The organism is Streptococcus sp. 2_1_36FAA (genome assembly GCF_000161955.2).
In the GTDB taxonomy this organism is placed as follows: domain Bacteria; phylum Bacillota; class Bacilli; order Lactobacillales; family Streptococcaceae; genus Streptococcus; species Streptococcus gordonii.
Genome location: NZ_KI391975.1, coordinates 255,320 through 276,673 on the forward strand (window position 1 = coordinate 255,320; position 21,354 = coordinate 276,673).

Consider the following 21,354-nt stretch of genomic DNA (forward strand, 5'->3'; position numbering starts at 1 on the left):
ATAATAAACTCAATAAAAGATAGGAGAAGTACTCATGAAAATGAAAAAGATATTTGGTGTTATGTTGCTAGGTTTCATGGCTGTGCTCCTTGTGGCCTGCGGCCAAAAATCCGCTGAAGATATTATGAAAACAGAATTGAAGGATAGTTACACTGGATACTCAAAAGAAGCTGGTTATGAATATCCTTTCTCAGCTGGCGGAGATACGTTGAAATTTGATAAGAAAAATCATGTTATTACTAACGGAGCTAATAATGAAAATAAGTTTCAAGTTCTTTCGGAAAAACAAGTAAAAGAATTGCCTTCCTCGTTTAAAGGTGCTTTAGATGAATTGGAAAACGAGCTAAAAGGTACAGATAATTTCACGATTGCAGTTGGTGAATTTGATAAGTTTGAAGATAAAGCTTTTTATCAAATTGTTCTCACGGATAGTGGGAAAACAATTCGCATAATTGAATTACGTCGAGGATATAAAGACGGAAATGCATTTTATGATTTCACTGGGAAAGCTGACTAATTGTGTTATAAAAAGGAAGTCTCGATTTTGAGACTTCCTTTTTTTGCGGTGACTTGTCCTCTTAGAGCGGGTATCTTGATTATCTTTTATGATAAAGGTATCTAAAAAAGAAAGTAGGTGCCTTTATTGAATTACCAAACTTTTTCTGATCTCATGAAGGAGATTGGAAGTACTGACGGTGATCTTAGCGGTGATAAAGCAGAAAAATTGGCTCAGTTTTATTCTTACTGGAGTAATTACATGGAGCCTACCCCTGCTTTTATGGCTTTTATAGCTTATATTCCAGGAGGGATTGGTAAAGCCTTATATCAAATTACAGCTAGCTTAGAACATGTCTTTAATAACATGTTCAAACTCTTTGGCCTCTTTGGTTATTTGGGAGATTCTAACACGGTTATTGGCCAGTTTTTCCGAGGCTTCCAGGTGCTGGGGACTGTGGTGTTTAGCTTAATTTTGGTTGTATCAGCTATAACTGGAGTCTTTACAAAGCCTGTTAAATACAAAGGAGTTATCACCAATTTTCTTTTGGTGACCTTTGTTACAGCTGTAATGCCCCTAGCCTTAACCTCGATAGCTACTGTTGTTGCGCAAGATGCGATGTCTGTTCAGACTGTTTCTAGTGAAGCACCAAAAGGAAGTGAACAATATTCTTCTCTAGCAATACAACCCATGAAAAATAACGTAGTGGATTTGAAAGTCTTGATTGATAATGACTTTTCAACGGAGCTCTTTCCTATGGACTCTTATGGTTATATCAAACCTGTTAAGAAAGGATCAACTCCTGTCAATAATATTACAGACAGCACAGACAAACGAGACACATCTGATTTTGCGACTCGGATTGATTTTGGAGCTACATACGGAGCTACTAATAGCGAGTTGCTAAAACAAGTACAAGAACGATACAAGAAAAAATTTGGCTATGAAGGAATTAAAGGATTATTCCTTCATAAGTTAGATTCTGAGCAAGTAGGAGTCGAAACAATCACAGAACATAGATTTGCTAAAGGTTTAAATGCCTTTGAGTCAGTCTACCTGCGCTATAAGGTCAACTGGATTGGAATGTATATGCAATATATCATTTTAATCATCCTCTTGGTGAGTATGTCGATAAAGTTTGTAAAGTCAGTTTTTGACATCGTCATTGAAGCAATGATCTCGCCAATTCAGGGGTATTCATCCCTTTCAAATTCTAAGAAGTATAAAGAGCTACTTCGGACAATCGATGGAGCCTTCGCTGGTATCTTCTTTGAAGTTGTCATCATGCGTGTGACGCTGGAGATCTGTCGTGACCTTCCTACCCTATCTGTTTCTGCTATTACCAAGCTATCAGGTGGTTTCTTCGATGGCTTAAATATGTGGGAACAATGTTTGGCTGCTGGGCTTGTCTATATCGGAGTATTCTTTGCAGCTATGCAAGGAGTGAGCATGATTGAACGCTGGCTGGGAGTCTCAACAGGTCACAGCGACACCGCACAACAACTTCTTGGAGCCATGATGATGGGGAATGCCTTTGCGACTGGTGCAGGTGCCCTAGCTCATGGAGCGGTTGGCGCTGGTCAATTCGGTGTAGATATGGCTAAGAAAGTCCCAGGTGCCGTGGTAACAGGTAGTAAAGTTCTTGGCAATAGCCTGGCAGCGACAGGCGGTGGCTTGAGTGGTGTTGCTAATGCTGTGAGAGATCAAGGCATTTGGAATACAGCCAAAGGCGGTGTAAGTAATGCCGTAGATTTGGCGGATGCTATGGCCAAACAGGGAGCTGGCAAGGTTAAAGATTATATGGGCGGAGTGACGGATAATCTTGATCAGAAAGCCTCAAATGCTCAAAATGCAGTCTATAAGGGGCTGAAAAATGATGCCGTTGTCCCTGAGCCAGGATTTAGTCGAGATGGTGACTATACTTTGAACCCTTCAGGTCAATATGGTGGAGAACCGATCTTCTCAGATGATGCAAGCTCCCTTTCACCAAGTGGCGGAGTGACGGATCCGACGTTACCTCCAACTCCATCAGAAGAAGCATCATTTCAGGGAGTGAGTGATCCAACAACTCCTCCAAACCCCTCACCTGCGAAAAGCAACTTCCAGCAGTCTATGTCCCAGATGAACTATATGAGCCAACAGATGCAGCAGGCAGGCCAACGAATGCAAGGCCAAAGTCATATCAGAGGGGCAGAGATTGACGAAACAGAGGAGTAAGTGCCTATGATTGATCTCAAAGATAAAGTGGTGGTCATCACAGGAAGCTTGAGGCCACTGACTCGAAATGAAGCAGTAGCCTTTCTTACCGAGAGAGGAGCTATCGTTCAAGGGTATGTGTCCGCTCAAACACAAATTTTAGTAGCGGGCCATAAGCAACTGGATCTCTTTAAACCTGATCGCCGCTCTAAGAAATATGAAGCCGTTTTAAAGAGGTTAGAGGAAGGGCAGGAGATTACCATTCTATCTGAAGAATCCTTCTTCACTATCGTGAAAGAGTCTCAGGATTGAGGCTCTTTTTTTGCCTTCCTATTTGTCAGACAGTGTGTAATGAAATGTATAAAAAAATATATAACTTTATGGTTAATAAAAATCTATTCTCTTTCAGCTGGAAAAGAGTTTTTGCGGTGACTTGTCCCGTTAGAGCAAGCTTTTGAATTATCCTTTACACTAGGATTATCAATGATAAAGGAGAAGAAAATATGAACGAAAAGTACGGTATCCCTAGGGACATCTATGCGAAAGTCAAAATCATCGGGCTGTTCATGGCAGATATTGTTTTTGTCGGCGGTTCAGCGGTTGCGGCTCTTTCTATTGGCACGAAGATATTTCCGACGAGTCAGTGGCCCCAGCTGTTAGCCTTTATTATCCTAACGCCTCTCATGTGTCTATATTTAGTTTTGCCAACCAACGGCGGGAAGAAGAATTGGCAGAGTATGTATCTTTTCTTCAGACGCCGTCGTAAACACTATACCAGTATCAATTACCAACGATCTAAAGAGGAGGAAAAACACTAATGGCAATAAAACATTACTCACCAGTTTCTCAAGAGAAACGACCTTTGGGGCGTCAAATTCGCCAAGATAAGAAATTCAAACAGGAATACTTCGATCTTCACTCCTGCGTCGAGCTCCTGGATACCAAAAAGATTATTAATAATCATAAAGCTTACATTGAACTAGTGGACTTTGGCTATTTGCAGTTTTTGGAAATCCCAGGCAAAGACCTAGGCTCCCTGTCTTATGATGAAATCCGCCGTACCTTGGATAATTTTGAAAAGTGGCTGACAGATTTTAATACGGATATTCAGGTGGAAACCACAACACTTCCCACCAATACGGATACGCAGATTATGGATCTTAGGCATCATCTGAGTCAGGTTCGCCAGGAGAAAGCGAGGTTGCTTCCTGAAGAAAGACGATACTTGCAATTGAAAGACCGTGAAGAATGGTTAATCTCCCAAATCCAAACTGAGGAAAACATCCAACAGGAAATCTACAATACAGAGTTTATACTCTGGCTCTTTGCTCCAACGACATCAGAACTGGATGAGTTAGTGCGTAAGGCTAAGACTTACGGGAATAATGACTTTGTTCCACAGGAAGTGACGAAGACAAAGAAAATCCAGATTATAAAGCAATTTAACAACATGAACGAAAAAGTATAGGAGGTTCTTATGCCAGAATTATCAAAACGCCGCCAACGTCAACTGAAAGCAGATGGCTATGACTTAGCTTTTCTCAGCCAAATCCAACCTCAAGGGAATATTGATTTTGCTAGAAATGACCGCTATTGGACGAGTGGAGACGGCTACCATACCGTGCTTCATTTCTATGAATATCCGTCAGAAGACTTGGATCGGTTCTGGTTATCTGATCTGATGCTCATTCCTGGAACACAGGCTTTCCTTTCTATCTACCGAGAAAACAGTAAGGTCATTCGTCAAGAGATTACGGACTCCATCGAGGAGAAATCAACCCGTATTACTGGCAATAGTAAGCTTACGGATAACCAGAAAGAGTTAGATGAAATCAAGGACTTGCAGGAACTGAACCGTGAAATTACGAAGAAGAATATTTCTATACTGGGGATGTATGTGAGAATTTTTGTGCCCGCCTCAACGAAAGAAGGGCTCTTCCGCAGAGTTGAGGACATCAAGGATAAGACCTCTAACTTCAAATCAACCATCCTCTCAGGTGAATTAGACTTTGAATACCATGCTCCGTTTATTCCAGCTCAATATCAGATTGACCTTCCTAATCGTCGTCGAGGCATTCCTGTTAAGCCTCATGACCTGGCAGGTGGCTATTTCTTCAATCATACCAAATTGGAAGATCAGCGAGGCGTCTATATGGGTTGGACGCCAACCCGAGGAGCCGTCAACTTTAATTTCTTAGAACGAGATGAACGTCGAACCCGTTCCTTCATGATTATCTCTGGCAACCCTAAAATGGGTCAGCGCTCCTTTCTTCTCAAACATACAGATGGCCTGTATGCCAAAGGCAATTTCATCCGAAATTTTGATGCCAATGGCACGTTTCTGGATCAGACCCGTAAACAACACGGCCTGATTTTAGACCTCTCAGGTGAAGCTAATCGGATCAATATCTTTCAGGTCTTTCCGACTGTAACGAATGAAGAAGGAACGGAGGTAGACAAGAAGAAATCGTACAACCTGCATATTGAGAAGCTCAAGAATATATTCAAATTGCTGAATGATGAAGCTACTGGCGATGACTTGACTAGCCTTGGCCAGATTTTGAACGAATTTTATATCGAGGAAGGTCTTTGGGCTCGTAATCCTACGTTGAACCCTGAAAAGCTAAAGGCAACCGAATTGGTTGCGGAGGAATACCCTATTTTGTCTGACTTTGTGATGTACGTAGAGGACTATCAAGATAAGCTTCAGAGTAAAAAACATACCAATAAGATTGAACTAAGCTCTGTTAATCGTATTTACAATACTTTTAATGAGCTTCTGACAACCAATGCGGATATGTTTGAAGGGACAACCGAATTTCAGGATATTTCAAGAGAGCAGGTTGTGACCTTTGACCTGTCAGGACTCAAAGCCATGCCAAACTTGCTGAATGCGCAGATTTTCTCTGTTTTATCCCTAGTCTCAGCTGATATTGTTAACCACGGGAAACGATGCAAGCAGACCCTGAAGGCTTCACCTGATAAAAATGAGATGGATATGCCTCACTATATTGTTAATATTTCTGAAGCACAAACGCTCATAAATCCTAAGTATGAAAGCAGCGTAAAACTGCTGGCAGATATTATTGACTCCATGGGTGAGAACTTTGCTGGCGTGGTCTTGTCGGTAAATTCCCTTCGAGGCATCCTCTTTGAGTCAGGAAGTGCTACTTTTAAGGATCCGTATGTGACAGCAGTTCAACGTATATTTGGATTGATGCAGTATCGGGTATTTGCTCAAACGGATGATACCAGTGTGCCGCTTTTGGCCAATGCGCTATCGGGATCTATGAACCAATCAGAATTGGAAACTTTACCACGACTAAGAAAAGGCCAGCTGTTCATGAATATCTCCAGTGTAGGAAATATTGTCTTTAACCAGCAGTTGTTAGCCCCTGAAATAGAACGCTATGGCGGGCTCCAGTAATCAGAAAGGAAGAAAGAATGTCACGCAAAAACGATGGATTAGGATTTTTTGGACGTAAGAAGCAAGCATTTGATGAGTATGTGATGATCAGAAAAACCAGAATGAAAGCGGAACGAGACTATTTCGCTTCTGAAGGAGAATCAGACCCTGAACGGTTAGAGGCTCAGAAAGCTCGTGATCAGGAGTTTGTCAATAGTCTCAAGAAGGTTGCGCTTGGCTTTATTATCTTTTTAATTTTCTATGTTCTTTTAAAAACAGTTCTGGGTCTCTGGTAGAAAGAGAGGGAGTCTGTGAAGAAACTTTTTGTATGGAAAATCGGCCTCACGCTAGGAGCTTTTATCATCTTGGTGATGATGCTGACAAGTATATTGGCTGGAGTATTTGGTGCCGTGTCTCACAGTAGTTCAAAAGATTGTAGCTCTAGCTCTGATACCCAGGTTACTTCTTCAGGTGAAATCCCTTCAGGGGATGGCTCAATTGATGATTTTGTCAAGAAACATGAAGAAGCCTATATCAGCTCCTGGAAAGCAGGTGGTTTCCTACCGTCTGCTTCTATCACTCAGACAATGATAGAGAATGGTTTTAACTTCTCCAATCCAAATGGTACCTCCTTTTGGATGGCTCACAATATGGGCGGAGTTAAAACCTCTAGTAAAAGTAATTTCCCAGTCACGCTTGCGACTTATGGGGAAGATAGTGTTGACTTAAGCGGTACCAAGCCAGGTGCCAACGTCGGAGATGGAACTGGTGGAGCTTATACTTGGTTTTCCAGCTATGATGCGGGGATTGTAGGGAAGGCAGAGTTCATGGCTCACCAGACCCTCTACACAGCCGCTATCAATAATACAGATGGAAAGAGTACCTTGACTGCGATTGCGGACGGTGGCTGGGCAACAGATGGCACTTATAAGACTAAGCTGCTTGCTATGTATGATACTCTGGGTACGAAGTACAAGTGGCTGGATGACAAAGCTATTGCTGCTCACGGAACTAAACCCTATAAGGGCAGTACAACGACAGCTGCTTCAGAAGCTCCCAACACTTCTTCAGCTGAGGATAGCTCCAGCGATAGCGACACTGATTGCAGCGATGATGACAGTTCAGGTGGAGTATCTGATGGGACAGGAACTGTTCCAGGGGATGCAACAGCCTGGGGCTATAGTCCTGATAATCTTCCAGCTAGTCTGAAACAATACATCATCGATCCAAAAAGTTTGGGGATGGAATATGCTTCTTCTCAAGGCTGGTATGTGACAGGGTATGGGCCTAGCTTAGATGGCCAGTGTGTAAACTTAACTATTAGTTTAGGAAATCATCTTTGGGGCCACTCTGGATCTGTCTCAGGGAACGGGAAAGACCAGGCGTCATCTTGGGCCTCTATATTCGGAAATAGCGTCAAAACGACCCCTAAGAAGGGCGCTATCTTCTCTACTCAAAACGGAGGAGGCGGATATGGGCATACAGGTATCGTCTGCCATGTCTTTGAAGATGGTTCTATCCTGATTGTTGAACAAAACACGCCAATCAGTGGATGGGACTATTTCAAAAAGCCCTACACATGGGATTATCGGATTTGGAGTCCCGCCCAACAAAAGGCGGAGATTACGACCTTTGCTTATCCAGATAATAAGTCACCAAAATTAGTAAAATAGAAGGAAACAAGAATGAAGAAAAGGATTAAAGATAACATGGTATTCATCATTGCAACAGTTCTCTTAATCACTTTAGCTGGTGTCGGTATTTACCAATACCTGACCAAAGAAAAATCAAAAGAGGAGCCTAAAACAGAGCAGACAGAACCTTCAAAGAAGAAGGGAACAGTTTCTCCAGTTGAAGAGGAGACAGTGGATGAAAAGAACCATCGAACAGCTAAATTAAAGCTGGAACATCCCTATAGCCAAGCAGATGAGGTTCAAACGCAAGCAGTTGTTGTGGCTTTTGATGAGGCAGTGGCGGATATCCAAAAGGCTAAAACTCTTGCTGATGTAAAAGGGACGATTGAAAATCACCTCTCCATGACCGATAATGCTATGATACAAACCTTTGCGATGGCAATTTTAGTCAATCAATACACCTATCAAAAGGCAAAACTAGAAGTCAGCCCTTCAGAGAGTGACGATGTGGTTCAATTCTTGGTGGTGTTGACTAAAGAGAATGAAGAGAATTGTTATTTTATTGGAAACTTCAATACCACAGTCAATCAAATCCAATTGAAAGCCTACATTGGCGGGAATATCGGAGCGACATTTGGCTAAGTTCTGATGTAAGAAAATAGATAACGAAACGAACAATTAAGTATATAATAAAATACACAATAAGTTATATAACTTATTGTGTATTTTTTGTTGACAAATCTTTTGTGTAGTCGTATAATAGAAGCATGGAACAATATAGAAAATGATGAAAAGCAAAGGAGTCTTAGATGAAGATACAAACAATAAATCTGGGAAAAGGCGGCGGTGGGAAAACCACGGATACTTTTAATGAGGGAGATTGGATGGCACGTCTAAAGGGATTGAGAGTTTGTCTAATTGACGGCGCCTGGGAATGCAATCTAACCCGCACTTTTGACGTAACCAGCGAAAAGACCATTTATGATATTTTTACAACTGGAGAGTATGAGATTGTTCAAATTTCTGAAAATCTCAGTTTAATCTGCGGAGATGAACGTCTAACAGATGAGCAGCTGGATCTTGGCAGTCGAAATAATAAATACTTGCAACTCTTTATGTGGTTTAGTGAGCACTATGAGGAGCTGGCCGCTCAGTTTGATGTGATCCTGATTGATACCCATAATGACGAAAGTTTGGTGACGGCCAATTTTATTGCCGTTTCGGATATGGTCTTAGCGGTATCCGATGCTTCTCTCAACGGTTTTCGGGCTTGGCTGTCTCTGAAGAAATTTGTCGAGTTTATCAAGAATGAAGCAATCGAGGTCATTTCTAAAAAGAGCTATGTCACAGCGGAACCTTATCTGATTGGCAATAAAATTAAGTACGTTGGCCAAAATGTGACAGATACCTGTAAGCAGTTTTTAGAAGTTGTGGAAGAAGATCCTGCTTACCTGGGTTCTATCCAGGAGAAAGAACTGATGGCTAAAAGTTTGGTCATTGGCCAAAGCGTCTTTGAACAACGTGAAAAGATGACATATAGTCAAAAAGAAGCTCATCGGAAGTTTTATGATAATATGGATTATGTCTATGAAAATATATTAAGAGTATTAGAAGGAGAAACCGTATGACAGAAAATCGTTTTGCTCAGGTAAAAGAAACCTTTAAGCCCTCACCTGAAAAAGTGAGAGCAACACACCAAAATAGCACCCGCAACTCTAAAAAGGCTGCATCTAACTATAACAAGAAAGGCCGCTATCCTTTTTCCTTACACGAAGATGTCCGCTATGACAAGCTGGAGGAGTTGGTGGAATACCATCAAGCTAAATCAGCTTCAGATTATTTAGAAAATCTGATCATTCGGGAGTGGGAAAGGATGCAGCGAAAGCTTAAAAAGTAAGGAGATAAGCTTATGATTATCCTGAATATGAAAAACTTAGTTCGACTGTTCTTCATCTTTCTGGCAGCGGTGGCTGTCTTTGTCTTTTATAAGTCCTATGGCTTAAGCATGCTGTTCTTGCTGACTATAGGGCTGCTGTCTCTGAAGTTTGTACCAGTCTTGGTTCTTCCTATTGCCATTATTGCTATAATGGTTCATTTTACAGGGGACTTCTCCTTTATAGCAGACTCCATTGTAGCTATTTTCCTAGTCATCCCCTGCTCAATGATTGCTTATCCAGTCTTTGAACGTCTGGTGAACTCTATTCAGAAGAAAAAATAAAATAAGAAAATGAGCTTCATTCCAAGTGAGGCTCTATGGAGGTAATAAGATGGGAGCAGATATTCATGCCTGGATTGAAGGTAAAGATAAAAACGGTAACTGGTTTGTAGCCAATCCCCGCTATGTTGATTTTGCAAATCCCACAAGGATTAAGGATGTCGATGAATTTTATATTGGACGCAACTACCCTTTATTTTCTGCGCTTGGGAATGTGAGAAATGAGCATGATATACCGTTTATTCAGAAAAATAGAGGGCTACCAAAGGATGTAACGGATATTACAGAGGGCGCAGCTGCTGACTGGGATATGGATGGTCATTCATTTGGTTATGTTACTGCTATAGAGTTACAAGATTATTTTATGTCTTACATTAATGCCAATGATGAATCAATTCAACTAGCTGCAGAGGCTGTGAAATTTCTTTATTATAAGCTCTATAATTTGGCTTATGAAATTTCAGATTATGAAGGTAATTGTTTGAATGTGTATGATATGAGACTAGTCTTTTGGTTTGATAACTAATATGCTATACTGGTTGAGAGATGATGAACCACCTCAAAGCCTGGCCGATTGGTCAGGCTTTTTTTCGTATCATAAAAACTGAGATGCATACTAGTAAGGTCTATTAGTTGAAAAAAGAGGTAAAAATTGATTAAAATAGATTTTAATTTAACTTTCAAGGAGAGTGTTAATGACTGTTTTTGATGAAAGAGAATTAAAGGATCAATTATTTGCGCAAAATGCGAAAGATGTTTATGAGAGCATTGTTCAGTACGATGAAGAGATGGTTCCCATCATGAAAGCCAGAGGTTATACCTGTATTCACTCAATGGAGCGGACGGTTGCCTTTACTTTTGGAGAGATTACCTTCAGACGCCGCCGGTGGAAGAAAGGGGGTGAGTGGGTCGTTCCTGTTGATGAGAAACTAGGCTTGTCTAAAAACACCCGCTTCTCCTGGGAGTTTATGTACCAGGTGGCCTGCCTCTCTACCTTGATGCCTTATGATAAGGTCATCCAGGTTATTCAGTTGACTTATCATATCCGTATCACCAAGCCGATTGTTGTGAAGGCTGTCAAACTTTGCGATGAACTTCTGAAGGAGAAAGCAGATTATCGCTTTTATGGAGATGAAGAGGCTCAAGAAAAGCATCCTGTCGATATGATTTATATTGAAGGAGATGGGGTGATGGTGAAAGCGAGTGATCAGGAAGATCCTAGTCGAAACTATGATCTCTCTCATTTTGTCATTCACACGGGAAGCAAAAAGGTGGGAAGTAACCGCTTTGAACTCCAGGGAAAAAAAGAGTTTATCTCCTTAGATAATCGATCGGCGAGAGATCAAGTGCTAGACTACCTCTATAACCACTTTGACATCCAGGAAGAAACTATCCTGATTACCAATTCGGACGGCGGTCATGGCTATACACCCTATATCTTTAAAGAGATAGCCAAAGCCCTAAAGGTAAAGCGTCATGAGCATTTCTGGGACGCTTACCATGTCAACCAGAAGCTGAAGCTTGCTTTTAGGCCTTATGCAGAAGAACTCCTGGATTTAGCTTTCCAGGCGATCAAGCAGCACGACAAAGAAAAGCTGCGGACTGTCCTTGATACGACAGAGGGCTTCCTGTCCACAGAAGAGGAGGAAGAAGAGTTTGAACACTTTAAAAACAAGCTCCTGCAAAATTTTCAATATACCAAACCAGCTAATTTGAGGGGACTGAGTTCTTCGGGAATTGGGGTTATGGAAAGCCAGCACAGAAAAGTCACCTATCGCATGAAAAAGCGAGGCATGTACTGGACGGTACTAGGCGCTCAGACCATGAGTCAAATGATTGTTCTCAATTATGAAGACGGTCTGCGTGAGCTTTTCTTTGGCTCCTGGCGTAAGGAATATCAGGAAATGATGGATCTTGAAGGGGTAACTGGAGGGACAATTAAGATTAAACAGAACAAGATAAAACGACGTTATTGCTTGCGTAATTTCCGTTATCCTTCTAAACGTCGTCTTGGAAAATAAAAAAGTTATACAATAAGATATATAATAAATTATATAATTATCGCTTTTTCAAAAAAGTGTTTTTTCTGCTGTTTTTTTGCAGAAAACACTTGCATAGTGGGTATTTGTATGCTATAATACTTAGTAAATAAATCGAATAAAAAAAGACGAAAGGTGCGCTAACACCTTCCGCCTTACCGAGTAAGAACTCGTCCTTCTTACTCAGTCTTCAACTAATGATACAGGATAAATTCCATTCTGTCAAGACTGAGCAAGAAAAATGTTCAGTCTTTTTTGCACTCCTCGGTCAAAGTTCTCCTTTCATATTACAAGAAATGGGCTTTCTAAAAAATTCTACCACATACTTTAAAGATTTACAGCTTGACAAACAGAAAGAAGCATTGTATACTGATTTCGCCAATGATTTTTCTATAAAATCAGACTATACCAATTTTAAAGGAGAGTAGTGATGTCCTTGGAACATCACTCAATTAGTAAGTATGTGTGGAATTGTCGGAGTTGTCGGAAATCGCAACGCAACTGATATCTTGATGCAGGGTTTGGAAAAATTGGAATACCGTGGTTATGACTCAGCTGGAATTTTTGTAACAACAGGAAAAAATTCTAGCCTGGTCAAATCTGTCGGCCGTATTGCAGACCTGCGTTCTAAAATTGGAATCGACGTAGCAGGTTCGACTGGTATTGGTCATACCCGCTGGGCTACTCATGGGAAACCAAGCGAGAGCAATGCCCACCCTCATCGCTCTGAGACAGGACGTTTTGTCTTGGTGCACAACGGAGTTATTGAAAACTACCTTGAAATCAAGGAAGAATACCTTGCAGGTCACCACTTCAAAGGACAAACAGATACTGAAATTGCAGTGCATTTGATTGGGAAATTTGTTGAGGAAGACGGCTTATCAGTCTTAGAAGCCTTTAAAAAAGCCCTTCATATTATCCGTGGATCTTACGCTTTTGCCTTGGTTGATTCAGAAGATTCTGAGGTCATTTACGTTGCAAAAAATAAATCTCCACTTCTAGTTGGTCTGGGAGAAGGCTATAATATGGTCTGCTCAGATGCCATGGCCATGATTCGGGAAACGAATCAATTTATGGAAATCCATGACCAAGAGTTGGTTATTGTTCGTAAAGATAGTGTGGAGGTTCAGGACTATGACGGTAACCTTCAGGAACGCGAAAGTTATACTGCTGAGTTAGACTTGTCTGATATTGGTAAAGGAACCTATCCTTACTATATGCTCAAGGAAATCGATGAGCAGCCAACTGTTATGCGTAAACTCATCCAAGCCTATACAGATGAAAATGGCCAAGTAGTCGTAGATCCAGCTATTGTCAAGGCTGTACAAAAAGCTGACCGTATTTACATCCTTGCAGCAGGGACTTCTTACCATGCTGGATTTGCCTCTAAGAAAATGCTTGAAGAATTAACAGATACGCCAGTTGAGCTGGGAATTTCATCTGAATGGGGCTACGGTATGCCACTTCTCAGTAAAAAACCACTCTTTATCTTTATTAGTCAGTCAGGCGAAACAGCTGATAGTCGCCAGGTCTTGGTCAAGGCCAATGAAATGGGGATTCCAAGCCTAACAGTTACAAATGTGCCAGGATCAACCTTGTCTCGTGAAGCTAACCATACCATGCTTCTTCATGCAGGTCCTGAAATCGCGGTTGCTTCAACCAAGGCCTATACTGCACAAATTGCTGCCTTGGCATTCTTAGCTAAAGCAGTAGGAGACGCCAATGCTTCTGAAAAAGCTACAGCCTTTGATCTGGTTCATGAACTATCCTTGGTAGCCCAGTCTATCGAATCAACCCTTTCTGAGAAAGAGCTAATTGAGAGCAAGGTTGACAATCTTTTGGGGACAACTCGCAATGCCTTCTATATCGGCCGTGGTCAAGATTACTACGTAGCCATGGAAGCCAGCCTCAAGCTTAAAGAGATTTCATATATTCAGTGTGAAGGATTTGCAGCTGGTGAATTAAAACATGGTACGATTGCCTTGATTGAAGAAGGGACACCAGTCCTGGCCCTCTTGTCAGATCCTGTCCTTGCCAACCACACGCGGGGAAATATCCAAGAGGTAGCAGCTCGTGGTGCCAATGTATTGACCATTGCTGAAGAAAATGTAGCCAAAGATAATGATGATATTGTACTCAGTCAAGTACACCCATATCTATCACCGATTTCTATGGTCGTTCCAACCCAGCTCGTTGCTTATTATGCAACCCTGCATCGTGGTCTGGATGTTGATAAGCCACGTAACTTGGCCAAGTCAGTAACCGTTGAATAAGATAATAAAACCTAGTTTTGCTAGGTTTTATTTGTTTTCTCAAAAATATTCTGTTATGCTATAAGTTATAAGGAAACATTTCTTATATACTACTTATAGATACATGGGGGATCGGATGAAGAAAAAAGGTAATGTCATTGCTCTGATTGTCGGTTTTGTTTTTGGGAGTTCATTTTTGGTGAGAACCTTCTTGATTTATCAGGCTAGAGAAGCCAAAAGACAGGAAGTTGCTAAGGTCAAAGATGTACAGAAAACAATTCAATCTCTGGATGAGGAAAGAAGTGAAGAGGTGAAGAAACAATTGAGTAAAACTCTCAGTAGCGCCTTATCTTCCAGATCAACCTATGAAAAGTACACTCAGATTGATAATCAGTATGCGCTAGGTGTTCGGGGGGGAGCTTACTATTTGGTAACCCTTAGTACGAAAGAGGAGCGTTTGCTAGAGGGTGTGGATCAGGCATTTTCTACAACATACAAAGATGAAGATAACGGAGAGACTGGTGTTGCTTTGTTAGGACATAAAGATGGTGTTTGGCATATTTTGGATGAAAAAGGTGAAACGATTATAACACTAGAGCAAACAGATATCTCACCAGAATCTAAAATGATCATAAAAAATAATACAGTCAGCTTCCAATAATTTATGATCAATAAGCGAATTGACGAATCCCCCGAGAAATCTTGGGGGATATTTTTATAGGAGCAGGCTGTTGGTTAAATGTCTTGAAAAAAGCATGAAAAAAGTTTAGTTTGGTGAAATAGTTTCCGAGAGATATGCTATAATAAATTGAATGCAAAAAAGAAAAAATTGCGAATCAGATTAAAAGTGTCAGGGAAGTCTGATTAACTTAAATCTGATAGCATAAAAGAAGAGGAATTTTATGACAAAATTATATGGAAGTTTGGAAGCTGGCGGGACTAAGTTCGTCTGTGCGGTTGGTAATGAGAAGTTTGAAATAGTTGAAAAAACACAGTTTCCTACTACAACACCGATTGAAACTTTAGATAAAACGATTGAATTTTTCTCTCGTTTTGACAATTTAACTGGTTTAGCTGTTGGCTCTTTCGGACCAATTGATATTGATCAAAATTCAAAAACTTACGGTTTCATTACGACAACTCCAAAGCCTCATTGGGCGAATGTGGATATCGTTGGTGTCCTTCGTCGTGCTCTTAATGTACCAATTTACTTCACTACTGATGTTAATAGTTCCGCTTTTGGAGAAGTGGTAGCTCGCAACAATGCTGGTGGCCGTATTGAAAACTTAGTCTATTATACAATTGGGACAGGAATTGGAGCTGGAGCGATTCAGCGTGGAGAATTTATCGGTGGTGCTGGTCACCCAGAAATGGGTCACTACTATGTAGCCAAGCATCCGATGGATGTAGAAAAAGAATTTAATGGTGTCTGTCCTTTCCACAATGGTTGTTTGGAAGGTCTGGCAGCTGGTCCAAGTTTGGAAGCCCGTACCGGAATCCGTGGTGAAAATATTGAGCTTAACAGCTCTGTCTGGGATATTCAAGCCTACTACATTGCTCAAGCTGCGATTCAAGCTACTGTAACTTTCCGCCCAGATGTGATTGTCTTTGGTGGTGGAGTAATGGCGCAACAGCACATGTTAGACCGTGTTCGCGAAAAATTCGCAGTGCTACTCAATGGTTATCTGCCTGTTCCAGATGTTCGTGACTATATTGTGACACCAGCTGTAGCTGGTAATGGCTCTGCAACGTTGGGTAACTTTGTACTGGCTAAAGAAATCAGCGAACGACATGCAAAATAAAGGAGTAAAGGTCTGACTTGATCAGGCCTTTATTATATGAGGTGTAACATGCAACAAGCTATTGTAAAAGATATTCTCTTTTTACAGCAAAAATCAGAAGTAGCTGTAAAATCCGATCTCTACCTTGCTCAAGATCTGCAGGATACTCTGCTAGCCAATCAAGAAAACTGTGTCGGTCTTGCGGCCAATATGATTGGGGTTAAGAAGCGCGTGATCATTTTCATGTATGGAATGGTTCCAATCATTATGTTTAACCCAGTCTTGCGCGCTAAGTCAGGTCCTTATCAGACAGAGGAAGGTTGTTTGTCTCTTGTTGGTAGCAGATCTACAACCCGTTATCAAGAAATTACTGTCGATTACCTAGATCGAAATTGGCAACCACAAACCATAACTCTGAAAGACTTTCCGGCTCAAATCTGTCAGCACGAGCTGGATCATTTGGAAGGGATTCTTATATAGGGAGATAGAATGAAAGTATATAAGCGCGATGGCTCAACTTTTTATTTCATAGGCTTTCTCTTGCTCTTGGGTATCTTTTTTACTATGGCTTTTGCCTCTTTAGATAAGCAGACCCCTGCATTAGAAAGTCAGAATAATGCGAATCAAATAATTTATCGTAATCCAATCAGCAAAGAGGATGAGAGAAATGGTCGGACTTCTGAAGAAAGTGATGTTATGTTAAATATGGTCTATTGGGGAGTGGGGATCATTGCTATTTTGATGTTTGTTTTAGGCTATATTTCCAATCATAGACCTCCGATTCTAGAGATGAATCAATCGGGAATGAGACTGAGAGGCCTATCTGATAAAAGCGAGAAGTTCTTCTTATGGCAGGAGATTGAGAAGATTGAATATGACCTTTACCGGTCTCATAGGACGTCTGCAGAACCGACCATTCGAATTCTATATTTTTATCCTAAGGATCAAGACGCAAGTGCCGTTTCTTTAAATTTGGACCATGTGAAAGATGTTAGTTTCAACGAACTCCATCAACAAATTTCCGAACTTGCCCCTCATATTAAGTGGCTATTTCCATAGAAAAGAAGAAAGTAAAGATGAGACGAGGGGACCTCATTTTTCTATTTAGTAGACGTTTTTATAGCATTAAAAGAAGAGTTGATGAGGCGTAGAATAGGTCAAGGACGAGATTTTTCGACTAGATAGAACTGGGATTTTTGTTCCCAGTTTCTTTTTTGGAAATATAGTTCTCATGGAAACTTTTTTCTTGACATTTTTTATCCTAGTGATAAAATAGTTCTCATGGAAACTTATTAGTTCTCAAGAGAACTAAATAGAAAGGAGCATGTATTGGAAAAGCCTTTATTAGAGTTCAAACGTTTTGGTCGTCAAATCTATCGGATGATTGAATTGAGAGCTAAAGAACGTGGGATTGAATTTATGGCCGGTCCTCAAGGTCAAGTTATATATTTTGTGTCTCAGCGAGATAAAAAAGGAATCCAGACTTTTATCCGAGACATTGAATGCGAGCTAGATATTTCTAAATCAGTTGCCAGCAATTTGATGAAGAGAATGGAAAAAAATGGGACCATTATCTTGAAAGTGAGCAAAACAGATAAAAGAGCAAAAATTATCCAACTAACAAACGTCGCTCAAGATAGCCTCAAAGAAATCCAGGATTTTTTTAATGAAATCGATCGCTGTCTCCTCCAGGGTGTTTCAGAAGAAGAATTGGCAACCTTCACTCTGGTTATGGCGAAATTCCACCAAAATATTGAGAAATTAGAAAGCGAGGATGCCAATGTTTAAATTATTTAAACGCTTGACGTCAAAAGAAATCGGACTGATTTTGATGACAGTTGTTTTTATCTGTCTGACCGTTTATTTAGAGTTAGAAGTTCCGACTTATATGTCAGAAATTACAACCTTACTACAGACACCGGGGACAACGACAGGAGATCTATGGGTGCCAGGTTTGAAAATGCTAGGCCTATCCTTTGCCAGCTTATTCTCCTTGGTAATAGCTGGTTTTGTGTCCTCTCGGATGGCTTCTAGCTATACTACCCGCTTGCGTGAGGATATTTTTAATCGTGTCTTGGATTATTCTGATTCAGAGATTAAAAAATTCTCTATCCCTAGCCTTCTGACCAGAACAACCAACGATATTACCCAAATTCAGGTGTTTATCGCTATGGGACTACAAGTTGTTATTCGAGGAAGCATCATGGCGATTTGGGCTATGACGAAGGTTGTTGGCAAATCAGATGCTTGGTTGATCGCTGTTTTAGTCGCGGTTGCAGCCATTATATTAATGACGATTGTCTTAGTGACTTTGGCTTTTCCAAAGCAATCTATTGTACAAACCTTGACAGATAAATTAAATAGTGTGACACGTGAGAGTTTGACAGGGATTCGGGTTGTTCGGGCCTATAATGCTGAAGATTACCAGGATGCAAAATTTGGTGCAGCAAACGACGAGGTAACTAGCCTTAATATTTTTATTAACCGCTTCATGTCTTTGTTCAATCCGATTATGAGCGGAATTTCAAGTGGTTTAACGCTGGCTATTTATTGGATTGGAGCTTATTTGATTCATAGTGCAGCATCTGCTGATAAGCTTGGTCTATTCAGTGATATGGTTGTTTTCATGTCTTATGGTATGCAGGTTGTAATTGGCTTCTTGCTGATGGGGGCTTTGTTTATTGTTTTACCACGTACCCTTGTTTCAGCTGGTCGGATTAACAAAGTGTTAGCACTGGATAGCAGTATCAAAGAAAAAGATCAGGCACAGACTGAGGGCCAAAGTAAAGGACAAGTAACTTTTGAAGATGTTTCTTTCCGTTATGCAAAAAATTCTGAAGCAGTAATTGAGCATGTTAGTTTCACTGCTAAAGCTGGTGAAACAGTTGCCTTTATTGGATCTACTGGCTCAGGTAAATCAACCCTTGTCAATTTGATACCTCGTTTCTATGATGTGACAGAAGGTAGGATTCTAGTCGACGGTATAGACGTCTGTGACTACGAGCTTAAAGCTCTACGTAATAAGGTAGGGTATATTCCGCAGAAAGCTGTACTTTTCTCAGGGACAATTGCTTCAAATTTGGACTTTGGAGAAAGCATGGAAACTCCACTAGATGAAGAGAAAATGTGGGAAGCCCTTGAACTAGCACAAGCCAAATTATTTGTAGAAGAAAAAGAGGCAGGACTTGAATCTGAAGTAGCCCAAGGAGGCACGAACTACTCTGGCGGTCAACGCCAACGCCTGGCTATTGCGCGTGCATTGGCCCGTAAGCCGGAAATTTTGATATTTGATGATTCTTTCTCTGCTTTGGACTATAAGACAGATCGTATTTTACGAAAAGAATTGGCAGAACAGACCCAACATATGACAAAACTGATTGTCGCCCAACGAATTTCTACTATTATGGATGCCGATCAAATCCTAGTTCTAGACAATGGTAAAGTCGTTGGACAAGGTACCCATAAAGAGTTGTTGGCTACGAATGAAGTGTACCAAGAAATTGCTTATTCTCAATTATCAAAGGAGGAACTAGAAAATGGAAAATAAAAAAACATCTTTATTTACCCAGATGAAGCCCTATATTAAAGGCTTCCAGCTTCCTTTTGTCATTGCAGTAGCCGGTGCTATCATTTCTAGTATTATTACAGTGTTTGGTCCCTATAAGTTGCGTGAAATCACAAACTTAATTACAGAAGGTCTAGTAGGTGAGATGGACTTGGGAGCTATCTCAAATATAGGTTTCTTCCTAGCTTTCCTTTATGTTGTGGGTTCTCTTATCAATTATGCGCAGGGTTACGCTATTTCGGATATGATTCAGCACTTTTCAAAACGTTTGAGAACTGCGATTGCAGAGAAAATCAACCGCCTGCCCTTAAGCTACTTTGATAGTCATTCCCAAGGGGATACCCTATCACGTGTGACAAATGATGTAGATACAGTTGGACAATCGTTGACACAGAGTTTGGGCACCCTGATTTCTTCAGTCTTGCTTTTAATTGCTGTGCTCTTTATGATGTTTTATACGAATGTTGTACTTTCATTTGTGACGATTGGTTCGGTCTTATTGGGTTTTGTTTTCTCAGCAGTTCTGATGGCGAAATCTCAGAGATATTTCCAAGAACAGCAAAGTAATCTAGCAGCTATTAATGGTTATGTCGAAGAAATGTACTCCGGGCACAATGTTATTACTAGTTACAATGGTGCAGAAAAGACACGTTTGGCATTCAATGTCCTCAATCAAAATCTGTATGCTAGTATGTGGAAGTCACAATTTATTTCAGGAATTATGTTTCCACTGATGAACTTTGTTGGTAATTTTGGCTATGTGATGGTTGTGATTGTAGGTGCCACAATGGCTATTAATGGCTCCATTAGCATGGGTACGATTGTGGCTTTCATGGTCTACGTACGAATTTTTTCACAACCTCTTTCTCAAATCGCCCAGGGAATCACAACACTCCAATCTGCTAGTGCAGCTATGGGACGTGTCTTTGAGTTTCTAGCAGAAGCAGATATGGAAGATGATTCTCATAAACCGAAAGCTTTGACAGAAGTCAAAGGAGACGTTCATTTTGAAGATGTCTTCTTTGGTTATAATCCAGATAAGACTATTATTCATGATTTTTCAGCTCAAGCTAATGCTGGTCAAAAAGTAGCGATTGTTGGCCCGACAGGTGCGGGTAAGACAACGATTGTTAACCTACTCATGAAGTTTTATGATATTGACCGTGGTCGCATCACCATTGATGGCGTTGATACCAAAGAAATGAAACGCTCTGAAGTTCACGATGCTTTCTCTATGGTGTTACAGGACACATGGCTTTTTGAAGGGACCATTAAAGAAAACTTGATCTACAATCAGAAAGATATTACTGATCAAGCAGTTGTTGAAGCTGCAAAAGCGGTTGGTGTCCACCACTTTATCATGACCTTACCAGACGGCTATGATACAGTTCTGGATGACACAGTCAGTCTTTCTGTTGGTCAAAAGCAGCTCCTAACTATTGCGAGAGCTCTGCTCAAAGATGCGCCACTCCTTATCTTAGATGAGGCGACTTCATCTGTCGATACACGGACGGAAGAATTGATTCAAAAAGCGATGGACAAGCTGATGGAAGGCAGGACGTCCTTTGTCATTGCTCACCGCCTGTCTACTATTCGCAATGCTGATTTGATCCTAGTCATGCGTGATGGGAATATTATCGAGCAAGGAAACCATGACCAGCTCATGGAGCAGGGAGGTTTCTACGCCGATCTTTACAACAGTCAGTTTGTTGAAGAAGATCAAGAATAAAGAAGAAAGCACTGCAATTGCAGTGCTTTTTGAATTTGTCC

General features: G+C 40.8%; 22 protein-coding genes. All 22 read left to right on the plus strand.

The window, feature by feature from the left end; genetic code table 11:
- Nucleotides 1–34: 34 nt before the first annotated feature.
- A complete protein-coding gene (locus HMPREF0847_RS06540) occupies nt 35–517 on the plus strand; it encodes a hypothetical protein (protein WP_008809716.1) in 483 nt (160 codons plus the stop codon).
- A 126-nt stretch (nt 518–643) separates the two neighbouring features.
- Nucleotides 644–2,713, plus strand: a complete 2,070-nt coding sequence (locus tag HMPREF0847_RS06545; RefSeq protein WP_020992738.1) for a pLS20_p028 family conjugation system transmembrane protein — start codon at nt 644–646, stop codon at nt 2,711–2,713.
- A gap of 6 nt (nt 2,714–2,719) precedes the next feature.
- Nucleotides 2,720–3,004 (plus strand): BRCT domain-containing protein, encoded by a 285-nt coding sequence (locus HMPREF0847_RS06550; RefSeq protein WP_020992739.1) that lies wholly within the window; start codon nt 2,720–2,722, stop codon nt 3,002–3,004.
- Between the two features lie 191 nt (nt 3,005–3,195).
- On the plus strand, nt 3,196–3,510 hold the full coding sequence (locus HMPREF0847_RS06555; protein ID WP_008809713.1) for a DUF5592 family protein: 315 nt from the start codon (nt 3,196–3,198) through the stop codon (nt 3,508–3,510).
- Complete coding sequence (locus tag HMPREF0847_RS06560; RefSeq protein ID WP_008809712.1) at nt 3,510–4,160, plus strand: hypothetical protein; 651 nt, start codon at nt 3,510–3,512, stop codon at nt 4,158–4,160. Before HMPREF0847_RS06555 ends, HMPREF0847_RS06560 begins: the two co-directional genes overlap by 1 nt.
- A 9-nt stretch (nt 4,161–4,169) precedes the next feature.
- Entirely contained in the window at nt 4,170–6,119 is a 1,950-nt protein-coding gene (locus HMPREF0847_RS06565) for a virulence factor (RefSeq protein ID WP_008809711.1), read from the plus strand.
- Between the two features lie 17 nt (nt 6,120–6,136).
- The gene (locus tag HMPREF0847_RS06570; protein WP_008809710.1) at nt 6,137–6,394 is read left to right on the plus strand and encodes a hypothetical protein; all 258 of its coding nucleotides are present in this window, start codon (nt 6,137–6,139) and stop codon (nt 6,392–6,394) included.
- Nucleotides 6,395–6,469: 75 nt separating this feature from the next.
- A complete protein-coding gene (locus HMPREF0847_RS06575; protein ID WP_371278079.1) occupies nt 6,470–7,771 on the plus strand; it encodes a CHAP domain-containing protein in 1,302 nt (433 codons plus the stop codon).
- A gap of 12 nt (nt 7,772–7,783) precedes the next feature.
- Nucleotides 7,784–8,374, plus strand: coding sequence for a hypothetical protein (locus HMPREF0847_RS06580; protein WP_008809708.1), 591 nt, complete (start codon nt 7,784–7,786; stop codon nt 8,372–8,374).
- A gap of 167 nt (nt 8,375–8,541) precedes the next feature.
- Nucleotides 8,542–9,360 carry a ParA family protein gene (locus HMPREF0847_RS06585; protein WP_020992740.1) on the plus strand — a complete coding sequence of 273 codons (819 nt, stop codon included), beginning with the start codon at nt 8,542–8,544 and terminating at the stop codon, nt 9,358–9,360.
- Nucleotides 9,357–9,629, plus strand: coding sequence for a hypothetical protein (locus HMPREF0847_RS06590; protein WP_008809706.1), 273 nt, complete (start codon nt 9,357–9,359; stop codon nt 9,627–9,629). The genes HMPREF0847_RS06585 and HMPREF0847_RS06590 overlap by 4 nt, the downstream gene beginning before the upstream one ends.
- A 12-nt stretch (nt 9,630–9,641) precedes the next feature.
- Nucleotides 9,642–9,950, plus strand: coding sequence for a hypothetical protein (locus HMPREF0847_RS06595; protein ID WP_008809705.1), 309 nt, complete (start codon nt 9,642–9,644; stop codon nt 9,948–9,950).
- Between the two features lie 49 nt (nt 9,951–9,999).
- Nucleotides 10,000–10,473 carry a hypothetical protein gene (locus HMPREF0847_RS06600; protein ID WP_020992741.1) on the plus strand — a complete coding sequence of 158 codons (474 nt, stop codon included), beginning with the start codon at nt 10,000–10,002 and terminating at the stop codon, nt 10,471–10,473.
- A 169-nt stretch (nt 10,474–10,642) separates the two neighbouring features.
- Nucleotides 10,643–11,968 (plus strand): ISLre2 family transposase, encoded by a 1,326-nt coding sequence (locus HMPREF0847_RS06605; protein ID WP_020992742.1) that lies wholly within the window; start codon nt 10,643–10,645, stop codon nt 11,966–11,968.
- A gap of 479 nt (nt 11,969–12,447) precedes the next feature.
- The gene (gene glmS, locus HMPREF0847_RS06615) at nt 12,448–14,259 is read left to right on the plus strand and encodes a glutamine--fructose-6-phosphate transaminase (isomerizing) (RefSeq protein ID WP_008809701.1); all 1,812 of its coding nucleotides are present in this window, start codon (nt 12,448–12,450) and stop codon (nt 14,257–14,259) included.
- A 115-nt stretch (nt 14,260–14,374) separates the two neighbouring features.
- The gene (locus tag HMPREF0847_RS06620; protein ID WP_008809700.1) at nt 14,375–14,899 is read left to right on the plus strand and encodes a hypothetical protein; all 525 of its coding nucleotides are present in this window, start codon (nt 14,375–14,377) and stop codon (nt 14,897–14,899) included.
- A 241-nt stretch (nt 14,900–15,140) separates the two neighbouring features.
- Nucleotides 15,141–16,040, plus strand: a complete 900-nt coding sequence (scrK, locus tag HMPREF0847_RS06625) for a fructokinase ScrK (RefSeq protein WP_008809699.1) — start codon at nt 15,141–15,143, stop codon at nt 16,038–16,040.
- A gap of 48 nt (nt 16,041–16,088) precedes the next feature.
- A complete protein-coding gene (locus HMPREF0847_RS06630; protein ID WP_008809698.1) occupies nt 16,089–16,499 on the plus strand; it encodes a peptide deformylase in 411 nt (136 codons plus the stop codon).
- A gap of 9 nt (nt 16,500–16,508) precedes the next feature.
- Entirely contained in the window at nt 16,509–17,078 is a 570-nt protein-coding gene (locus HMPREF0847_RS06635; protein ID WP_008809697.1) for a hypothetical protein, read from the plus strand.
- A gap of 270 nt (nt 17,079–17,348) precedes the next feature.
- A complete protein-coding gene (locus HMPREF0847_RS06640) occupies nt 17,349–17,807 on the plus strand; it encodes a MarR family winged helix-turn-helix transcriptional regulator (protein WP_020992743.1) in 459 nt (152 codons plus the stop codon).
- Complete coding sequence (locus tag HMPREF0847_RS06645; protein ID WP_020992744.1) at nt 17,800–19,566, plus strand: ABC transporter ATP-binding protein; 1,767 nt, start codon at nt 17,800–17,802, stop codon at nt 19,564–19,566. Before HMPREF0847_RS06640 ends, HMPREF0847_RS06645 begins: the two co-directional genes overlap by 8 nt.
- Nucleotides 19,556–21,313, plus strand: coding sequence for an ABC transporter ATP-binding protein (locus tag HMPREF0847_RS06650; protein ID WP_008809694.1), 1,758 nt, complete (start codon nt 19,556–19,558; stop codon nt 21,311–21,313). Before HMPREF0847_RS06645 ends, HMPREF0847_RS06650 begins: the two co-directional genes overlap by 11 nt.
- Nucleotides 21,314–21,354 lie beyond the last annotated feature (41 nt).